The organism is Deinococcus peraridilitoris DSM 19664 (assembly GCF_000317835.1).
Lineage (GTDB): Bacteria > Deinococcota > Deinococci > Deinococcales > Deinococcaceae > Deinococcus_A > Deinococcus_A peraridilitoris.
On the sequence record NC_019793.1, the window covers coordinates 2,447,246 to 2,466,112 of the forward strand.

An 18,867-nucleotide genomic window follows, 5' to 3' on the forward strand; every position below is an offset into this window, starting at 1 on the left:
AACGACGCGGACGCCATGCACGCTCTGGACCTCGTCGTCCTGGTCGTCACCGCCCCGAATCGACTGCCTGTCACCACGGCGAACTCCGAGCAGGAGGGTGTGCTCTCCAGGCTCGGGGCGCGTGACCGGACCCGCGCAGTGCTCAAGGCACCGGACCTTGGGGTCATTTGAAGGGCGGCCTCGCACCAAAGAGAGGAGAACGCGCTATGCGCGTTTTCCTCTCTTTTTTCGGTTCAGGCCTGAGTGCGTGGGGTGGGCACCGAGCCCGTGCTGCCTTCGAACACACTCTTGAAGTTCTGCAGGTCGTCGGCAATCTGCACGCTGGGTTCCTCGCCGAACAGTTTGGCGATGGCGGCGCCCAGCGCTCCGGCCGGAGGGCGGTAAGAGAGTGCCACGTGCACGCGGGTGCTGTCTCCCGGCAGGCTTTCGAACTGCACGCTGCCGGCGTTGTCGACCGTGGCGCCGGGCAGCGAGTGCCAGCCGATGCGTTCGCCAGGCTTGTCGTTCACGATCTCAGCTTCCCACTCCACGTGGGTACCAAGGGGGGCCTTGGCGACCCAGCGTGAACGGCGCTCGTCGATTTCAGTGACGGTTTCGAGGTGGCTCATGATGCGCGGCAGGTTCTCCAGCTTACGCCAGTAAGCGTAGACTTCACGGGCCGGGCGGTTCACCACCACCGAGTGCTCCACGAACACGGGTTTGCTGGAAACCGCGCCTTCACCAGCCGTGTTCATGCCGGCCGCCGCATAAGCGGGATCATGCCCACTGGCGCCCCGGAAGATCAGGTAACCACCTGCGGCGGCGAGCAGCAGCCCACCCAGGCCGCGCCGGCGCAGGCCGAGAATGGCGAGAAGTCCGCCGCCGAGGGATGAAATCAGTCGTTCGTTGCTGCTGACATTGGTTTCCATCATGCCTCCTTGTTGAGTCGAGTGCCCCAAGCGGGACTCCCAACTCTTAACCTCTTCATGTTGACCCAATTGCAGTCCCGGGAACGTTCGGGGACCGTGAAAGGAATCCGTGAGGATCTTTAGCGTTGGGAGGGAAAGACGCACTGAGGCGCCCTCACTCCGGGCGGTTGGGGTCGCCTTCGCTGTCCGGAGCGTCGTTCTGACGCTCGTCGACCGCCTGTCCCATCGCCTGCTGATCGAAGTCGGTGCCGGCCAGCGCGGGGTCGAGGTTGGTGTTCATGGTGCTGCTGGGCGTCGCGGCGCTGCCACCCACCAGGCCACCCTCTCCCGGCATGGCGTTTGAGCCGCCGCTGTAGCTGGTGTCGTAGCCCTGCATGCCCTGCACCTGAGCCTGATCCTGCGCGCTGCCCTGAGTCTGCGCGAAGCTGCCTGAGCTGGTGTCCTGTCCCTGACCCGGCAGGCCGTCCTCGCTGCTGACGTTTCCCTGCGCGCCGGTGTTGGCATTGCGGTCGCCGGTCTGCCCGGAGGCTGCGCCCGCACCGCTCATCAATTCCTGGTCTGCCATGGTATTGCCCACCCCACTTGCCGTGTAAGAATCGGTCGTGCTGCCCTCGTTCGGGTGCCCGCCGAGCGTGGTGCTCCGGTCACCCATCGGGCTTTCCTGCCCGCTCACCTCAAGGTCGCGGTCGCTGATGATCGATCCACCCGCGCTGCCCAGCGCTTCGCTGCCGCTCATACCCGAGGGCGTCCCGCTGAGCGCGGCCTGGCCGGTGTGATCGTTGGGATCGCTGGTCATGGCGCCCTGCTGAAACTCATCGGCGGTGCGGTTGAGGTACACCGCGCGCTCGTCGATGTGATCGACCCAGGAAATCGGAATCCAGCGGTGTTCGTGATTGGGAGAGTCATTCTTGGTGAGCTTCAGGAAATTACCGTCGACGCCGTCGATGGTTCCCACGTGCACACCCGGGGCGCCCATCATGCTGCCCTCGCCACGCGCGTGGACCATCATGTGCTCGTGAATGTCGCTGGGGTTCATGCGTTCCTCCTACGAAAAGAAGCGCACTTTTCGTAATTTAATTCTTGGGACGCTCCCTATAGGCCGCGTGTGCGTTCTCCCGAGAAACTTTGAGGGGCGTTTCAGGAATGAAGCGAGCCTTAGCGCACCCGTGCGCGTCTGCTGGGCCGTACGCTCATACGCGTCTGAGGCCTGCAAAGACTGCAGTAGCCTGAAACGGTATGGACGCCCTGAGCTTCGGCGCAATTTTTGTGACCATCGTTTTCTGGGCTTCGGCCTTTGCGGGAATACGGGCCGGCCTGGAAGCCTTTGATCCCGGTCACCTTACGCTTTACCGTTTCCTGGTGGCTTCGCTGGCGCTTGGTCTGTACGCCCTGGCGGTGCGGCTGAAACCGCCTTCGCCGCGTGACCTCGCGCGCATCTTCGGCTTGTCGCTGCTGGGGATCACCGCTTATCATCTGGCGCTCAATTACGGTCAGCAGACTGTCCCGGCCGGTACGGCGAGTCTGATCGTCGCAGCCGGTCCGGTCATCACCGCGCTGCTGGGCGCGTGGTTCATGGGCGAGCGGCGCCCGGCGTTGGGATGGCTCGGTACCCTGATCGCCCTGGCGGGCGTGGCGCTGATCGTGCTGGGCAGCGGTGAAAGCCTGGAGTTCACACGTGGGGCGCTGCTGATACTGCTCGCTGCGCTGGTGACCAGCCTGTACTTCGTCTTTCAGCGTGGGGTGGTGGCGCGTGTCGGTTCGCTGCGCTTCACGGTCTACAGCCTGATACTGGGCACGCTTCCCCTGCTGATCTTTCTGCCTGGCTTCGGCGCTGAACTGACCCGCGCGCCCTTGAAGGCTCACCTGGCAGTCGTGTACATCGGGCTCTTTCCGGCGGCGCTGGCTTACCTGACCTGGACTTACGCGCTCTCGCGGGTTGGCGCGAGCCGCACCACCAGCTTTCTGAACGTTTCACCGGTCTTCGCCATTCTGATCGGCTGGCTGTGGCTGGGTGAAGTGCCCCATCCGGTCAGCCTGATTGGCGGGGGCATCGCATTGCTGGGCGTGATTCTGGTGAACACCCTCGGAAGGGCCCGTCGTGCGCCGCAGCCTGCAGTGGTGGTCTGAATATCTTGCAGGCGTCCGTGGCACTGATGAAAGGTGGCGCGGTGGTGGGAGATCGGCGCGACCAACTGGCAGCGGGCGGTGACGTTCTTGCAGCAGAACGAGAAAGTGCCCGCGGGGGCCAAAGCCAGCGATTTTTCACCGATGCCTACCTCGACCGCAGCGTCAAGTAAATTCCATAGACCCGGGAGAGACGCGGCGGGCCTGGACTTTTCCACGGATGTATGAGCAGCGCCCCATCCGGCGCTGCTAATGCTTTTTGCCTATGTTGCAATGTGCGTGTGCGGCGTCTAAGGTGTCGTTATCACCTTTCCACATGGAAAGGTTTCGAGGAGGTGAAGCAAATGACCGACAACCTGATCCGAGTTTCCGACGAGGCCTTCGTCCCTGCGTCCTCACTCCACAGGAGCGTGCATTTTGTTTCACCCTTCCACCTCGGCTTCACGCGGGCAGGTCCGCCAAAAATTTAAGCCCTGCAATTCGCGCTACGGGAACTGCGCCTGTAAACGCCTGACGAAACGGGCCGCCTGATGGCCCGTCATTACCCGAAGGACCTCGTTTCCCTGGATTTCGAGGAAACGCATCAGCGTCTGCGCCGTAAGGAGCGCAAGCCGCAGGGTCGGCGTTCGGTGAACGCGTTGATCAGCGAAGACGGTCAGGATGATGCTGCTTTCCATGACCCGACCCTGGAGACGCTGCATCAGCTGGGGCACCTCGAAGAGCTGATCGGCGAACTCAAAAGTGGCAAGGAAGCCACCGTCTATCTGGCGCGCGGCCCACACGGTCTGACGGCCGTCAAGCTCTACAAGGAACTCACCGTGCGTTCGTTCAAGAACGACGCCATTTACCGCGAGGGGCGGTTCGTCGGGGACGCGCGCATCGAGAAAGCCATCCGGCAGCGCACCTCCACGGGCGTAGACGCGCAGCAGTCGATCTGGGTGATGCACGAGTACGCGCAACTGTGGACGCTCTGGAATGCTGGCCTGCCCGTCCCGAAACCCCTGGTGGGCCCAGACCTCTCCGAGTGCGCCAAGGCGGGCCGGGCTGTGGTGATGGAGTACGTCGGCAGCGAGGACGGTCCGGCGCTGCGGCTTTCCGACGCGCGCCTCACGCCTCACGAGGCCCGCAGCGCCTGGGAACAGAGTTTGAATATCATCGCGGCCCTGCTGCGGCTGGGCCGCGTCCACGGGGATTACAGCACCTACAACCTGCTGTGGTGGGAAGGAACAGTGATCGTGATCGATTTGCCTCAGATGGTCCTGCGCGAGGAAAGTCGCGCCTTTGACACGCTGCTCGAACGCGACGTGCGCTCGCTGACCCAGTCCTTTTCACGGCTGGGCCTGCGTGAATCTCCCGAAAACGCCCTGCGTGAAGTGCGCAAACGCGCCCGCAGCGTTCCGCAGACCTCCCTGCAGCTTCCCTGACCGACGCTGGACGCCACGTTCGTCCGCTGCACCTTGAAAGGCCCCATGAATTTTATTCACACCTGTCCTGATCCGCCCCGCTGCCGCGAAGCCCGTGGACCACCTCGCCTGGCCCGATATGCTCTTGGGCATGCGTGTTCTGGAAACCTGTCTGTACGTGAATGACCTGGAGCAGGCGGAAGCCTTTTACGTGGGCGTGCTGGGCTTTGCCGTGCAGGGCAAGGTCACGGGCCGTCACCTGTTTTTATACGCCGAGGGTGCCATGCTGTTGCTGTTCGATCCTGCGGCAAGTGCGATGGTGGGCCGTACCCCGGCCCACGCGGGCGCGAGTGGTGGTCACGTGTGCTTCGAGGTGCAAAGTGCAGAGCAGGACGTCTGGCAGGACAAGTTGGAAAGAGCGGGCGTGAGCGTGACCCGCTACCGCTGGGATGACCGCGGTGAAAGTCTCTACTTTCGTGATCCCAGTGGCAACCTGCTGGAACTGGCACCCGCGCGGATCTGGGGACTTTCGCAGATGCATTGAGCAGGTGCAGCGCAAGGGGCGTTCGGGCGTGCGCCGAAGAACGGGTGCCCGTGCCGTCGTTCGGGCGCGTCGTTCGGGCGGCCGGTAAAGTGAGCTGCATGCGTTTCCTGCACCTCGTGCGTCATGCACATTCACGCCTCGAACCCGACCGCCCCGCGCACACCTGGGGCCTGAGCGATGAAGGGCTCGATCAGGCGGCCGCGCTCGCACGTCACCTGATGACCCGCTTTCCCGGGCGTTTTGCCCGCGTGGTCTGCAGCGAAGAGCCCAAAGCCCTGCAGACCACGCGGGCCCTGGCGGTGGCCCTCGCGGTGCCCGTGGTGATCTTGCCAGGCGTGCAGGAGCAGGCGCGGGTAACCGCTCCCTTTTTCGCGCGTCAACAGGACTTTCAAGCCGCCCTGCAGGCTTTTTTTGCTTATCCCGGAGCTCGGGTGTTCGGCGAGGAAAGTGCGGACGAGGCGCACGCGCGCTTTTCCGCGGCGCTGTCCGGCCTGATGCAGGAAAAGACCGGGGACGAACTGGTGGTGACGCACGGTACGGTGCTCAGCCTGCTGGTCGCACGGGCCAATCATCTCGACGCCTACCGTTTCTGGCGCGAGGAGCTGGCCATGCCAATGCTGCTGACGCTCGAGTGGCCGTCCTTGCGCCGGGTAGGAACCGTCATTCCGGAGGGCGCGACCCGCAGCGTTGGTTGAATTGCGGAAGCACTGCCGAGCCGGAGGGCAAAATCCCTGAGGCCGGCAAGACACGTGAAAATCAAAAGAAGCGCTGCCCCACACGGCAGCGCTTCTTTTGATCGGACAGTATCAATTATTCACAGTTCAATTATTCACAGTGTCCGGGCCCGATCTCTCCCTCGTTGTACATGGCGAGGGTCGTGGCAAGGGCGACGACTTTTTCGCGCGTGCTGGCGTCCAGGGAAGTGCTTGGAGTGTGGGCACCGAAGAACGCTTCTGCTTCGCTCATTTCCGTGCTGATTTCCGTGCCGGAAGCTCCGTTGAGGATGTTCAGTCGCGCGGCGATGTATTGACGGGCCAGGATATAGTACGCGTTGCCGCCGGCCGAGGGCGTGTTGATCACCTGGTAGTACGATTGATCGCTCAGGAAGAACGTCGTATCTTCGCCGATCTTAGACCAGGTGTTGTTGAAGGGTGCGGGGCCGTACTTCGAGTGGGTTCGCCAGTAGCCCTGTGCCAGGGTGCAGCCCGAGGAAACCGTGCAGTCCGGGGTGGTAATGGTGACAGTCGCGTCAGCGTCGACGGATGCGCCAGTTGCAGGCGTCAGCACTGCGGTGTTCTTCAGGTTGAAGGTCATGTTGCAGTCCGCGTTGACGTTCGTGACGTGCACAGTGTACATCACGCTGCCACTGCCGGTAATGCGGCCCCACCCGTTGTAGTCGGCCGATGGAGTGCAGGTAAATCCTTCCGGACACAGCAGGGTGTCCAGCAAGGTGGCGTCTTCAGGGACAGGCGGCGTGGTGCTGACGGTCAGGGCCCTGGCGGTGCTGCTTGGCAGCGTAAACGGGACGGGAGCAGCGAGCGTGCCGGCGCCACTGTGGGCATGGCTGGTGACCTGCACCGTATTGCGGTAACGGAACGTCTTGCCAGGCTCGTTCACTGGGACGAACGGCAGGTCGTAGGCGTAGCAGTAGCGCTCTCCGGGTGCGAGTTTCGGTTTGGCGCTGGTGTCAACATACATGGAGACGCCTTCGTAATCCCACCATGACCCTGCACCGTCAAAGGTCTTTTGCACGACATCTTTGATCTTGAGGTCCGCCGTTGTTGTGGCGCTGATGTTCTTGACGCAGATTTCGCCGCGTACGCCATAGACCTCCGAGGCGCCCTGGCTTTGGGCATAGGCCAGGGTGTAGGTGAGGGTGCCGCTCTCGCCGCGCGCCAAGTGGAGGCTGCTGGGGGTAACGGTTTTGGTGAGCTGCCAGTCTGTGCCGGTCGTCTCTTCACGGTAACCGACGGCGGTCTTGGTGACCTCGAACGAGCCAGAGGAAGTGGTGAGCGATGAAAAACTGTTCTGGGAATTCTGGCTTGAGGGCGTGCTTCCACACGCCGCCAAGACCATTGCCGAAAGGCCCAGACCGATGTACCGAAATGCTGCTTTCATAATTTTACCCCCGTCTAATAATTGAGTCGAGTTGAATGCTTCAACTTAACTCCTTTCTCAGCCATATGTCGATTAGGCTTACTTAATTGAAAAGATACGGGAAAACGGCTTAATTATCGATTAATAATAAAGGACAGTAAATCTGCTTGATATATATGCTCATTTGCGCCAAGGGGCGCCTCTTTCCAGCTGAGTACATATAATCAGAGTGAGTAATATAAGAATAGTATCTTAATTTTTAACTCATTCAAGGAAATATGGCGCTGTAGAGGATGCATCACATTGCACGTCATGGGCTGCAAGGCCTGGCGGGAAGGGCACAACAAATGGCATGCCAAATAGGATGGGCAACAGTACATGGCCACCTGGCACAACGACGTTGGCACGTCACTGCGTAACTTCGCTGCAATCTGGGCGTGTGCTGTCTCTCTACGCCCTGTACGACGGGTGACTTATCAAATCCGGCATTGACCGACTCCTTGGCTGGGTTTGCCTCGGTCTGCCGAACGACCCCTCTGTGGTGCTGAGCGATCCGGGGTCGCCTGCCCACTCCAGCACATGGCTTATTCAGTTCCAACACTCATGGTGTGCCCAAATGGGGTTTTAGCACTGCGCGTTCCACTCAGCCAATATGGTCGACCAGAATTCGATCAGTTCTTCTGGCCACCGCTTTGAAGCAGAAACGCCGACCTCCGCCGACGCGCTCCTCGTGCAAGTGGCCTGGCGTCAGCAGGACGCAGCCAGCGTCCGTTTTGTGGTCCGGAAGCTCCACCAGCGTCTCAAGTTGCCGACTTCCTCTTCCACAATGGCGTCGGCCCTTGGCACAAACGAGAGCCGCTCGGCCAGATTGCGCTCGACGATGCGGGTCAGGTCGTCGAGGTTATACAGGTAAGCTCCGGGCACGCTGGCACAGGCCGGATCGATGATGCGCGGCATGCTGATGTCGATGAGGAACATCGGGTGCGCTCTTGCGGACAGCGACGCTGACACAAGGTCCGGCCACAGCACGTAGTGCGGAGCGGCCGCCGAGGCGATCACCACGTCGGTGCGCGGCAGGACTTCCTGAACCAGCTCGACGGGGCAGGCCTGCCCGCCGAGCTTGTCGGCCAGCGCCCGTGCGCGTTCCACCGTGCGGTTCACGACGATGACGTTCTCGATGCCCGCGGCGCGCAGGTGGGTCAGGGTAAGCTCGGCCGTCTCTCCCGCGCCGATGATCATGGCGGTGCGGCCGGCCAGCGTGTCCTTGACGCCGTGCTCGCGCGCGCCGAAGATGTTTTGCGCCAATTCGACGGCCGCACTCGACACGCTCAGCACCTTGTCGGACACGCCGGTCTCGCTGCGCACGCGCTTGCCGGCGCGCAGCGCACCCTGGGCTGCTTTGTTGAGCAGCGCGCCGGTCAGCGACTGGGTGCTGGCGTCCTGCCAGGCACGCTTGACCTGCCCCTGAATCTGCGTCTCACCGATTACCAGACTGTCGAGACCTGCCGCGACGCGGTACAGATGACGGACGGCCTCGTCGCCCTCATAGAGGTACAGGTAAGGGCGCAGGGCCTGACCCCAGGCACCTTCAAAGGCCGAAAGCGGGTCACCGTGCACGGACGCCAGGTAAACCTCGGTGCGGTTGCAGGTCGACAGCAGCATCACCTCATCGGCGTGACGCGCGAGGTGGGACAGAATGGCTTCCTGCTCCTGCGGCAGCACGCTGGCCCGCTCGCGGACGCCCAGGGGCGCGGTCTTGTGGTTCAGACCGATCACCGCGAAATCAAGCGGTGAGCTCACAGCCCGACCGCCTTGCGGATTTCGGCTTTGAGGGTAGAAAGCACCAGCGCCCGCTGCGGTTCGGGCAGGGTCAGGGCGGCTTCGCGCCGGGCGCTCCAGGCAGGGATGGGCAAATCGGTGGGCAGGCAGTGGCTCAGCTTGTCCCGCAGGGCCTGGGCGAGGTGCGGCAATTCAGCGCCGCTGTTGACGGCCACCTGCAGCGGACCCTGGATCAGGACTGCGCCCAGCCGCAGGTCGCCGCGTTCCGGAGATGAGGCGTGGTTGCAAAAGACACCCAGTGCGCGCGCGTGGGCAGCCACCTCGTCGTTCACGTCTGGCTGGCTCGTGCAGGCAAAGATCAGCCGGGCGCCCTGCAGGTCGCCTTGCTGATAGCCTCGCGCAAGAATGTTCACATCCAGACTTTCGAAGTCGCGGTGCACTTCGGGTGCGATCACGGTCACGAGCGCGTCGGCGGCCAGCAGCCCCCGGGTCTTCCGGAGGGCCACCTCGCCCGCGCCGACCACGACCGCTCGCTGGCCCCTCAAGTCGAAAAACACCGGGTACAGCGTCACGCATGCAGTATACCGGCGTCCTCCGGGGGCATTGTAAGGATGAACGTCCCCGCTTCACGCCTGTGCCTCAGCGCCTCGCCGCTGCCAGGCACCGGCAGCGGCTCCCTGACTTGCGTGGCGAGCGGACCAACAGTCGGGAAAGTGTCTATCTATGTCGCAATGGGCAGCCAAAACGCAAAAACGCTGATGCCGTTCATCTTGAAATGTCATTCTGAGTCGTATGGCCCGGCGGACCCTGGACAATGTCAAGGAGAATGATTTCGTCATCGTAGAGCGCTTGGGTCGGCCCTGGCGACTGACTCGCGTGGAAGCGCACGATGACCGGATTGTTACCGTACGGGGCGGCTTTACGTACTGTGCTGCCACAGGAGCGCGCCTTGATGCGGCAGCAGGCAGGCAGGTGGCGAGCGAGCGCCTGACCGTGCCCTCGCAGGACGCGCTGGACTACCTGACCATCGTGGCCTTTCACAAAAGACTGGCGCATTACCAGATTCATACCCTACCCAAGGCAAAGCGCCGGCCGCTTGCCGAACTCTCGCGGGAATTCAGTCGTCTGCTGGGACTGGATTTGGGAGAGGCCATCTCACTGGAACTGGCAGAGTACAGCGACTGACCCTTTGGAAGCCTCAGGGGCCGTGCCAGGCTGTCAGCTAAGTAGCTCCCACTTGAGTTTTGGTGTTCTCCCAACACGTGGGGCGGGCGGAGGCGAGTCGGGGAAGCGTGTCTGCCGCTGGGTTCTGGAGTTCTGGGTGTTGTTCCCAGGACGGAAGAACTGAAGCGGTAGACAGTTGGGTTGGCTACCCGGGACTGGCTCTTTCATCCTGCCACTGCAGGTACTCACCCGTTCCCCGCTCCGGGCAGCGATGGCCACGGCTGATTGCTTTGTGAAGGCGCTGTAAAGTTCTGTCATACTTTACTGCACTGCGTAAAAGCTCACACTCTCACAATGTGTGCGTTTTTCAAATAAAAGTCGGCGTTTTATGAGCAATATGTGCAAAACAGCCGCTTCGGGTGTGAGTTATTTCAAATTTATGATGAGAGTCGCTGCACAAAAACAAATTAGGACAAATTAGTACTTGCATTAAGTTGAGGTTAACCTGTAACCTCATCTTGTTCTTAGCAGAGACTTCTCTGACGAACAGAGGCGACGACCCTCGTTCCGTAACCACGGGCACCTGGAACGAGTCGAGCCATTGGTGCGACCGGCTTTCGTCCGACACAACTCCGATTTCTACAGTCTTGAGTTCCATCAAGAGGGGTCTCTCATGTCAAAAACCGCTGCTTCCGCCTTCACTTCCACGCGCTTCGCCACCATCGGTGGACTGCTCAGCTGCGCCCTGCTCCTCGCCGGCTGTGGATCGACCAGCGCCCCGGTGCCCAGTGCCGCTCATCAGCAGACGGTGAGCACGCTGGCCTTCAACACTGTCGGCGTCGAAGCCAGCTCCAGCAACACCGGTTACGCACCCGTGCAAAGCATTGATGGTGACTTGGCAACACGCTGGAGTGCGAACGGTCTGGGTTCGTGGATTCGCTACGACCTTGGTGAGGCGCGCAGCGTGGGTGGAATTCAGATTGCCTTTTACCGCGGCGCCAACCGTAAGGCCACCGTTGACGTAGAAGTCAGCGCCGACGGCACGACCTGGTCCAAAGTGCTGGCAGGCACCCAGTCGAGCGGCACCACCGACGCCCTCGAGTCGTTCGATTTCCCCGGCACCACCTCGGCCCGCTTCGTGCGCATCGTGAACCTCGGCAACACCGAAAACACGGCCATCAGCCTGACCGAAGTGCGTTTCCTGGAAGTCGAAGCCCTGATTCCCGCCGCCGTGAGCGCCAGTGCCGCCAACTCGGGCTACCCGGCCGCCAATAGTGTTGACGGCAAACTCGACACTTGGTGGAGTGCCAACGGCGTGGGCCAGTGGGTTCGCTATGACTTCGGCAAGAGCACGACACTCGACAACGTTTCGATCGCCTTCCTGAAGGGCAACGTCCGTAAGGCCAGCTTCGACGTCGAAGTCAGCGCGGACGCGGCTTCCTGGACCAAGGTCATCACGAACGGGCAGTCCTCGGGCACCACCCTCGCTGCGCAGACCTTCACTTTTCCGGCCACGGGCGCCCGCTACCTGCGCGTCGTGAACCTCGGCAACACCGAAAACACCGCCGCTGCCTACACCGAAGTGAGCTTTACCACGACCAGCCCCACCGGCCTGTACGTGGCTCCGGTCGTCGAAGTCGCACCGGCCCCGGCGCCCGTGCTGCCCACCTTCAAGTCCTTTTACGTCGACGGCGCCAACGGCAGCGACAGCAACGACGGCCTGACTCCCGCAACGGCCTGGAAGAGCCTCAGTAAAGCCAACGCGGCCGTACTTGCTCCCGGTGAGTCGCTGCTCTTCAAGCGCGGCACGAGCTACAGCGGTACCCTGAGCGCCAAGTGGAGCGGCACCAGCACCAACCCGATCACCATCGGTGCGTACGGCGAAGGCGCCAACCCCTGGATTCGCAGCGGCAGCACCTCGGTGAACATCAGCGGTCAGTTCCAGGTGCTCGAGCACCTGCAGGTCACCACCAACAGCATTCCCGGCCCCAACCCGAATGCCGTCAACTGCAAGACCACGCCGATGGGCTGGCGCACTGGCTTCATGTTTGCCAGCGGGTCGAGCGACAACACCGTGCGCCACAGCCTCGGAACCGGCCTGACCGCCGCGATTCACTTCGCCGAAGGCTCCAGCAACAACAACGCGTTCCACAACCGCCTGGTGAACAACACTATCATGAGCGCCAACACCCCTCCCGCGCAGAAGTACGACGACGACAGTGGCGCCTGGGGTGTGCTCCTGAACGGGGACAACAACGAGATCGCCTACAACTACTTCGAAGGCAACACCGCCTGCAGCGAAGACTACGGTGTCGAAGGTGCCTCGCTGGAAATCTACAAGGGCAGCAACAACAACATGCACCACAACACCTCGATCAACGACACCACCTTCACTGAACTGGGCGGCAACAGCAGCAAGTGGGCCAGCAACAACCGCTTCGAATTCAACCTCTACGCGCCCATGAACACCAACGGGCGTGGTGAAGCGCTCGTCATCCGTGGACGCAAGAGCAGCTGGGGCGCGAACCCCGGAACGGTCTTCAACAACAACACCGTCTACAACAGCAACCTGGGTGTCTTCTGCGGTGAAGGCTGCGCTCCTGACATCCTGTCCATGCACAACAACGTGATCGTCACGCGTGCCGGTGCGACCAAAGACACCCTCTGGACCGACGGCGCCTTTGACCAGAGCAACAACGTCTTCTGGCAGCTTGACGGTCAGTACAAAGTCACCATCGCCGGTGTCAAGGACCGCAACCGCATCGGAAGCAGCTTCTGGGGCGATCCCAAGTTCACCAGCCCCGCCGCGCTCGACTTCACCCGTCTGCTCGGCGCCCCACTGCCCTCCGCCGGCGTCTTCCCCCAGTAACCCTCCGGGACCCCAGCCTCCATCACACCGCGCCCCGAAAGAGGAAAGCCGAAGACCTTGGTCTTCGGCTTTCTCTTTCAATAACGCGAACTCACACCATAATTACTCGAAACGGGCGGTCACCACCTGCGCTGCAGCGTCAGCGAGCGCGTCCAGGCTGGCCTCGCGTGCCAGCGTGATCGCCGAGAAGCCCGCCTCGCGCGCGGCTTTCTCGGTTTGCGGTCCCATCACCGCCACCCGGTACTTCGTACCGGCCACCTCTGCGAGCGCGCGCGCCGCACTGCCTGAAGCCAGGGTCACCACGTCCGCGCTGTGCAGGGCCCGCAGGGCCGCCTCGTCGGGCTCGCGTGGCTCGGTGCGGTAGAGTTCCACGCGCTCCACGTTCAGCCCCCGCGCGCTCAGTGCCTCTTCCAGGGCGTCCTCGGCCCGGTGGGACGCCAGGTGCAGCAGGCGTGAACCCGGGCGGGCGGGCAACTCACGTCCCAGGTGCGCCGCGCCGGGGGTCGCGGGCGTGAAGTCCGCACGGATGCCGCGTGCCTCCAGGGCCCGCGCGGTGGCCGGCCCCACCGCGGCCACGCGGCCACGACCAAAAGCGCGGGCGTCCTGTCCCATTTCTTCCAGGTGCCAGAACAGTTCGTGGACGGCCTGCTGGGAGGTCAGCAACGTCCAATCAAACGAGTGAAGCTGCGACAGCGCGCGGTACAGCGTGCCCGGATCTCCCGTTTTCTCGTGGCGAATGAGCGGCAGTTCCACCACCTGCGCGCCACGAAGGCGCAGCACATCGGCGAGGGCGCTGTTGCGCTCCTGCGTGCGGGTCACCACGACCGTCCTGCCGAACAGGGGAGAGGTGTCAAACCACTGCAGCGTGTCGCGCAGGCTGGCGACCTCGCCCACCACGGTCACGGCGGGCGCCTCCAGCCCGGCGCGCGCGACTTCCTCGGCAATGGTCGACAGCGTGCCGCGCGCGACCCGCTGTCGGGAAGTGGTGCCCCACTGCACGGTGGCTGCGGGCGTAGCCGGCGAGCGACCGGTGTCGATCAGCTTCTGAGCGACGCTGTCCAGATTGCGCACGCCCATCAGCAGCACCAGCGTGTCCACGCCGGACAGGTTGCCGTAAAGGGCGTCTCCTTCCTTTTCCCGCCCGGTGATGACCGCAAACGAAGAAGCCAGCCCCCGGTGCGTCACCGGAATGCCCGCGTACGCGGGCGCGGCGATGGCACTCGTTACACCCGGAACGACCTCGAAAGGCACGCCCGCAGCCCGGCACGCCTGCGCTTCCTCACCGCCCCGCCCGAAGACGAACACGTCGCCGCCCTTGAGGCGCGCGACGCGCTTGCCACCGTCCTGCTGGGCCTTGAGAACCATCAGCGCATTGATGTCCTCCTGCGACACATACTCGCTGTAGCCTTTCTTGCCGACATCGATGCGCTCGGCCCGCGGACAGAACTGCAGCAGTTCGCCTGCCGCGAGGTAATCGTAGAGGACCACATCCGCCGCTTCCAGGGCGGCCTTGCCGCGCAGCGTGAGCAGACCCGGGTCACCAGGACCCGCACCGATCAGGGAAACGAATGCCCGCGAGGGCCGGAATGTCGGGTCGTCGTCACGCGCTTGGGCCGTCATGGTTTTCAGCCTAGCGTCCTTGCGCCGGGACAAATGCGCTGAGAAGATCGCCGATTCGGCGATCTTCTCAGCCGTATTGCCTTCAGGACAGTTCGGCTTTGGCCGCGGCGATCAGGGGACCCGCGCCTTGCGCCAGCATGTCCTCGGCCAGCTGCGCGCCTAGGTCGGCACACTCCTCAGGATCGCCCTCGATGGTGGCCTTGATGACCGTGGTTCCGTCCAGGCTGCCAATCCAGCCTTCCAGCGTGAGCGTGCCCCCCTTGATGTTGGCCAGCGCGCCCACCGGGGCCATGCAGCCGGCACCCAGACCCGCCAGAAACTCACGCTCGGCGACTGTACGGTCGTCGGTCGCGCGGTCGTGAATGGCGTAGGCCAGTTCGATCGAGAGATCGTCGTCACTGCGCGTTTCGAGCGCCAGGGCGCCCTGACCGGGGGCCGGCAGCAGCACGTCGGGCGCCACGAACTCGTCGATGCGGTTGCGGAAATCCAGCCGGATCAGCCCGGCAGCGGCCAGGATGATCGCGTCGTACTCGTCACCGGCCAGGGCGGCGATCCGGGAATCGACGTTGCCGCGCAGGTCCTTGACTTCCAGATCCGGTCGGAAAGCCCGCAAAAAGGCCTTGCGGCGAATGCTCGACGTACCGATGCGCGCCCCGGGAGGCAGGGCGCCGAGGCTCTTGAGTCCTTCTTTTCCAATCAATACGTCGCGGGCGTCCACGCGCTTGGGGACCGACGAGACTTCCAGGCCTTCGGGCTGCTCGGTCGGCAGGTCCTTGAGGCTGTGCACGGCGATGTCAATACGGCTGGCCAGCAGGGCCTGCTCGATTTCTCCGACCCAAAATCCCTTGTCACCTTTCACGGCCTGTGAAAGTGAACGGCGGTCCTTGTCGCCGTGGGTCTGGATGGTCTGAATGCGAAATTCGGTTTCGGGCCACTCCTCTTTCAGCCGTGCCACCACCCAGCGGGTCTGGGCGAGGGCGAGCGCGCTGCCGCGGGTGCCAATGGTGATCGCACGTTTGCGGGAGCTGCTCGTCGGGCCTGCGTCGCTGCCAAAGCCGGTCATGGCGTCACGCTCGCGGGCGTGGGACGCAGATTCGATTCCGGCTGGAGAAAGCCGCGCGGTTCGGCAATGGGGCGCATAACTCGGACATTATAGGGAGTTCTTCCCAAAAAAGCGGCCAAGTGCCCAACTGGCTCCTGGGGCCACCGACCTGGCGACCACTGCGCCGCCCGCATATTGGTGTGGGCTACAATCTCACGGCTGGGCTTGCCGTCGGGACATTTTGCCGCTCTATGCTGGCCAGACTTCTTCCGTGGAAGCCCGCCGAGCCGATTTCTCGCCTGATCCCGGTCATCAGGGCGTACCTTCGGGCGAGTCTCTGATCCGAGAAGCGCGACGATTCCTCCGCGTGGTCTATGCGGAGCAGGGCTGGAGCGGCTGGGCGGCGCGCTGGAGCGAGGTGCGAGCCGAGATTCAGCGCACCGCATGCTGGACGCCCACCAGCGCAGAGCTGACTTACGGGGCCAAGCTGGCCTGGCGCAACAGCGCCCGCTGTGTGGGCCGTTCGTACTGGCCGTCGCTGGTAGTGCGCGATCTGCGCACCGTGACCCGGCCCGACGAGGTCTTTGCACATCTGGTGACTCATCTGCACGACGCCTGGAACGGTGGCCAGATTCGGGCGCTCATGAGCGTCTTCGGGCCGGGAGTGCGCGTCGTCAACGACCAGCTCATCCGCTACGCCGGGTACTGTCAGGCCGATGGAACAGTGCTGGGCGACCCGAAAAATGCCGAGCTGACCCGGTATCTGCAGCACCTGGGCTGGTCGGGCGGACCTGGCACGCCGTTCGACGTGTTGCCCATCGCCATCGAGTCCCACGGCAGCGTAAAGTTCTACGAGCTGCCCGCAGACGCGGTACGGGAGGTGCCCCTTTCGCACCCGGACTTTGCCTGGTTTACGGAGTTGGGCCTGAAGTGGCATGCCTTGCCGGTGATCAGCGACCTGCGCCTGGAAATGGGCGGGCTCCGTTTTGCCTGCGCGCCCTTCAGCGGCTGGTACCTGCAGACCGAAATTGCGGCGCGCAATCTGGCCGACGCGGACCGTTACCATCAATTGCCCGCCGTCGCGCGGGGGATGGGCCTCGATACTCGTCGGGCACGCACGCTCTGGCAGGACCGCGCGCTGGTGGAGCTCAACGTCGCGGTGTTGCACTCCTTTGATGCGGCTGGGGTCAAGATCAGCGATCACCACACGGTCACGCGTCACTTCGTGCGCTTCGAGGAGCGCGAGCGCCAGGCAGGCCGTCGGGTGGCAGGCCGCTGGAGCTGGCTCGTCCCGCCACTTTCGCCTGCCACCACGCCGGTGTATCACCGACGCTACGAAGACCGCCACGACAACCCGAACTTTTATCCGCAAACCCGTCTGTGGGCGCCTTCACGGCGCCAGGCGCCTGCCCGGTGTCCCTTTCATGTTCCCCGAGACCCCTGAGTGTCAGCCAGTGCATGAGCACTTTGTGTGCCGATGGGGGTGAATTTCATTCAAACTTGGCTTGTGTTTGCTTCAGGGCAAGCCGCGCGAAGCGAATTACACTGAACCCATGCCGCCTTTTGCCGCCGGTCAGGTCTGGCAGTACCGCGCGCGTCCTCAGGACGACGGTTCACGCCTGGTGGTCCTGAAAGTCGAGCATGACGCCAACCTGGGCACCATCGTGCACGTGGCGGTGCTGGGCCTGCGGTTGCAGAACCCGCGTTCCCAGAGTGGAGTGTCCGACACCATCGGACACCTGCCCTTCAATGAGGAGGCCGTACGTGGCAGCGTGCTGCATCTGGACGGGTTTCTCACCGAGGTGCTCGATCTGGAAGGCTACCGGACGTGGCGGGAAGCGTTTGAGCGCAACGAGGCCGGAATCTTTTCGATCAGCGTCCGCGAAGCCGTGATCGGTATGGAAGCCGCGCTCAACGATCAGCTCCACTCCATGTCGTGATGCCGCGGGTGCAGGGCCAGCACCTTCTTGTGTGAGTGTCCGGCGGCCACAGGCGGGTCTGGTGGCCGCCGTCGTCAAGTCCTGTACCGTGAGGTCATGAGTTCTGTTCGGGCGGCCACGCCAGCCTCTCGTGTTCCCGCCGGCAAGCGAATCGTATGAGCGGGCGCTCCGGAATGCAGCTGTCCCCCGGCAGGTCTTCACCACTCCTTTCGGCATTTGGTCTGGCGCTGGGTGTGGTCGTGGCCCTGGGCTTCGCCCGCTTTGCCTATGCGCTGTTCGTGCCGGCCATGCGCGCTGATCTGGGCTGGTCCTACACCACGGCCGGCAGCCTGAACACCGCGAACGCCGCCGGCTACCTGCTGGGGGCCATTCTTTCGGCCGGGCTGCTTGCCCGGGTACCGGCGAGAGCGGTTTTTCTGGGGGGCATGCTGATGACGGCCGTCGCGCTGCTGTGCACCGCGCCGAGCACGTCGCTCGTGTGGCTCTTGTGTATTCGCGCCCTGGCCGGGCTGGGGGGCGCGCTGACGTTCACGGCAGGGGGTGTGCTGGCCGCGCGGGTGGCGTCAAGGGCGCCGTCGTCGTCGAGTGGCACGGTCCTGAGCGTCTATTACGCCGGAGGTGGCCTGGGCATTCTGACTTCGGGCCTGGTGCTTCCCGGATTTCTGGCAAGGTACGGTCCAGGTGCCTGGCCCGCCGGGTGGCTCGGTCTGGGCATTCTCGGATTGCTGGCACTGCTGGTGGCAGCCTGGGCCGTGCCCCCTTCGGACAAGACCGGCCCACCCGCGGTCACCGGACCGCGGGTGGTGAGGTGGCGCTCCCTGTTGCCGGCCTTCATGGCGTACGCACTCTTTGCCTGCGGATACATCGCATACATGACCTTTGCAGTCGCCCTGCTGCGCACGCGTGAAGCCACGGACACCCAGGTTACCCTGTTCTGGATGACCCTGGGCGCTTCCAGCATGGTGGCACCGCTGGTGTGGGGCCGCATGCTGCAGCGTGTTCAGGGTGGAGGGGCGCTGGCGATGCTGATGTTCACCCTGTCGCTGGGTGCGGCCCTGCCGGTGGTCTGGAGCTCCACCTTGGCTTCGCTGTTCTCGGCGGTGCTGTTCGGCGGTACGTTTTTATCGGTGGTCGCGGCCACCACCGCCCTGGTCCGTCACCACCTGCCACCGCACGACTGGAGTGCGGGCATCGCGGCCTTCACCGTGGTCTTCGCGGTTTTTCAGATGGTGGGTCCGGTGCTGGCTGGCTGGGCAGCCGATTTGTCCGGGGGGCTGTCGGTGGGCCTGGGAAGCTCGGCAGCGCTGCTGCTGCTGGGAGCCGTGATTGCCCTGGGGCAACAGGCGCCCGCGCCGAGCGGTTCACCGCACTGATTCC

General features: G+C 63.5%; 17 protein-coding genes. 10 read left to right on the forward strand and 7 right to left on the reverse strand.

Going from position 1 to position 18,867, the window contains the following annotated elements; translation table 11 throughout:
• Nucleotides 1-15: 15 nt before the first annotated feature.
• Nucleotides 16-171 carry a hypothetical protein gene (locus tag DEIPE_RS24020; protein ID WP_157448850.1) on the forward strand — a complete coding sequence of 52 codons (156 nt, stop codon included), beginning with the start codon at nt 16-18 and terminating at the stop codon, nt 169-171.
• A 62-nt stretch (nt 172-233) separates the two neighbouring features.
• Here DEIPE_RS24020 and DEIPE_RS11920 read toward each other — a convergent pair whose 3' ends face one another.
• Together DEIPE_RS11920 and DEIPE_RS23165 are read right to left on the reverse strand one after the other, a co-directional pair.
• Nucleotides 234-908, reverse strand: coding sequence for an SRPBCC family protein (locus DEIPE_RS11920; RefSeq protein ID WP_015236216.1), 675 nt, complete (start codon nt 906-908; stop codon nt 234-236).
• A 154-nt stretch (nt 909-1,062) separates the two neighbouring features.
• The gene (locus DEIPE_RS23165; protein ID WP_015236217.1) at nt 1,063-1,944 is read right to left on the reverse strand and encodes a DUF2171 domain-containing protein; all 882 of its coding nucleotides are present in this window, start codon (nt 1,942-1,944) and stop codon (nt 1,063-1,065) included.
• Between the two features lie 200 nt (nt 1,945-2,144).
• Between DEIPE_RS23165 and DEIPE_RS11930 the strand changes: the two genes are divergently transcribed.
• The 4 genes from DEIPE_RS11930 (at nt 2,145) to DEIPE_RS11945 (ending at nt 5,674) form a co-directional block, all read left to right on the forward strand.
• Nucleotides 2,145-3,035: a DMT family transporter gene (locus tag DEIPE_RS11930; protein ID WP_015236218.1), complete on the forward strand. Its 891-nt coding sequence runs from the start codon at nt 2,145-2,147 to the stop codon at nt 3,033-3,035.
• A gap of 527 nt (nt 3,036-3,562) precedes the next feature.
• Nucleotides 3,563-4,456, forward strand: coding sequence for an RIO1 family regulatory kinase/ATPase domain-containing protein (locus DEIPE_RS11935; protein ID WP_015236220.1), 894 nt, complete (start codon nt 3,563-3,565; stop codon nt 4,454-4,456).
• Nucleotides 4,457-4,586: 130 nt separating this feature from the next.
• A complete protein-coding gene (locus DEIPE_RS11940) occupies nt 4,587-4,979 on the forward strand; it encodes a VOC family protein (RefSeq protein ID WP_052326788.1) in 393 nt (130 codons plus the stop codon).
• Nucleotides 4,980-5,077: 98 nt separating this feature from the next.
• Nucleotides 5,078-5,674: a histidine phosphatase family protein gene (locus DEIPE_RS11945; protein ID WP_015236222.1), complete on the forward strand. Its 597-nt coding sequence runs from the start codon at nt 5,078-5,080 to the stop codon at nt 5,672-5,674.
• A gap of 130 nt (nt 5,675-5,804) precedes the next feature.
• Here DEIPE_RS11945 and DEIPE_RS11950 read toward each other — a convergent pair whose 3' ends face one another.
• The 3 genes from DEIPE_RS11950 to DEIPE_RS11960 form a co-directional block, all read right to left on the reverse strand.
• Entirely contained in the window at nt 5,805-7,097 is a 1,293-nt protein-coding gene (locus tag DEIPE_RS11950) for a hypothetical protein (protein WP_015236223.1), read from the reverse strand.
• Between the two features lie 726 nt (nt 7,098-7,823).
• Nucleotides 7,824-8,876: a glutamyl-tRNA reductase gene (gene hemA / locus DEIPE_RS11955; protein WP_015236224.1), complete on the reverse strand. Its 1,053-nt coding sequence runs from the start codon at nt 8,874-8,876 to the stop codon at nt 7,824-7,826.
• Nucleotides 8,873-9,427 (reverse strand): precorrin-2 dehydrogenase/sirohydrochlorin ferrochelatase family protein, encoded by a 555-nt coding sequence (locus tag DEIPE_RS11960; RefSeq protein ID WP_015236225.1) that lies wholly within the window; start codon nt 9,425-9,427, stop codon nt 8,873-8,875. Before DEIPE_RS11960 ends, hemA begins: the two co-directional genes overlap by 4 nt.
• Nucleotides 9,428-9,647: 220 nt before the next feature.
• Here DEIPE_RS11960 and DEIPE_RS11965 point away from each other — a divergent pair, with 220 nt between their 5' ends.
• Nucleotides 9,648-10,040: a hypothetical protein gene (locus DEIPE_RS11965; protein WP_015236226.1), complete on the forward strand. Its 393-nt coding sequence runs from the start codon at nt 9,648-9,650 to the stop codon at nt 10,038-10,040.
• A 652-nt stretch (nt 10,041-10,692) separates the two neighbouring features.
• The gene (locus DEIPE_RS11970) at nt 10,693-12,888 is read left to right on the forward strand and encodes a discoidin domain-containing protein (RefSeq protein WP_015236227.1); all 2,196 of its coding nucleotides are present in this window, start codon (nt 10,693-10,695) and stop codon (nt 12,886-12,888) included.
• A gap of 102 nt (nt 12,889-12,990) precedes the next feature.
• Here DEIPE_RS11970 and cobA read toward each other — a convergent pair whose 3' ends face one another.
• Nucleotides 12,991-14,508, reverse strand: a complete 1,518-nt coding sequence (gene cobA / locus DEIPE_RS11975; protein ID WP_015236228.1) for a uroporphyrinogen-III C-methyltransferase — start codon at nt 14,506-14,508, stop codon at nt 12,991-12,993.
• Nucleotides 14,509-14,590: 82 nt separating this feature from the next.
• Entirely contained in the window at nt 14,591-15,571 is a 981-nt protein-coding gene (hemC, locus tag DEIPE_RS11980) for a hydroxymethylbilane synthase (RefSeq protein WP_015236229.1), read from the reverse strand.
• 250 nt (nt 15,572-15,821) lie between these two features.
• On the opposite strand from hemC, the gene DEIPE_RS11985 reads away from it, so the two are divergent.
• The 3 genes from DEIPE_RS11985 to DEIPE_RS11995 all read left to right on the forward strand — a co-directional run bounded on the left by DEIPE_RS11985 (nt 15,822) and on the right by DEIPE_RS11995 (nt 18,863).
• Nucleotides 15,822-16,994 carry a nitric oxide synthase oxygenase gene (locus tag DEIPE_RS11985; RefSeq protein ID WP_015236230.1) on the forward strand — a complete coding sequence of 391 codons (1,173 nt, stop codon included), beginning with the start codon at nt 15,822-15,824 and terminating at the stop codon, nt 16,992-16,994.
• A 109-nt stretch (nt 16,995-17,103) separates the two neighbouring features.
• Nucleotides 17,104-17,490, forward strand: a complete 387-nt coding sequence (locus tag DEIPE_RS11990; protein ID WP_015236231.1) for a hypothetical protein — start codon at nt 17,104-17,106, stop codon at nt 17,488-17,490.
• A 173-nt stretch (nt 17,491-17,663) separates the two neighbouring features.
• A complete protein-coding gene (locus tag DEIPE_RS11995; RefSeq protein ID WP_041230878.1) occupies nt 17,664-18,863 on the forward strand; it encodes a YbfB/YjiJ family MFS transporter in 1,200 nt (399 codons plus the stop codon).
• The last annotated feature ends 4 nt before the right edge of the window (nt 18,864-18,867 follow it).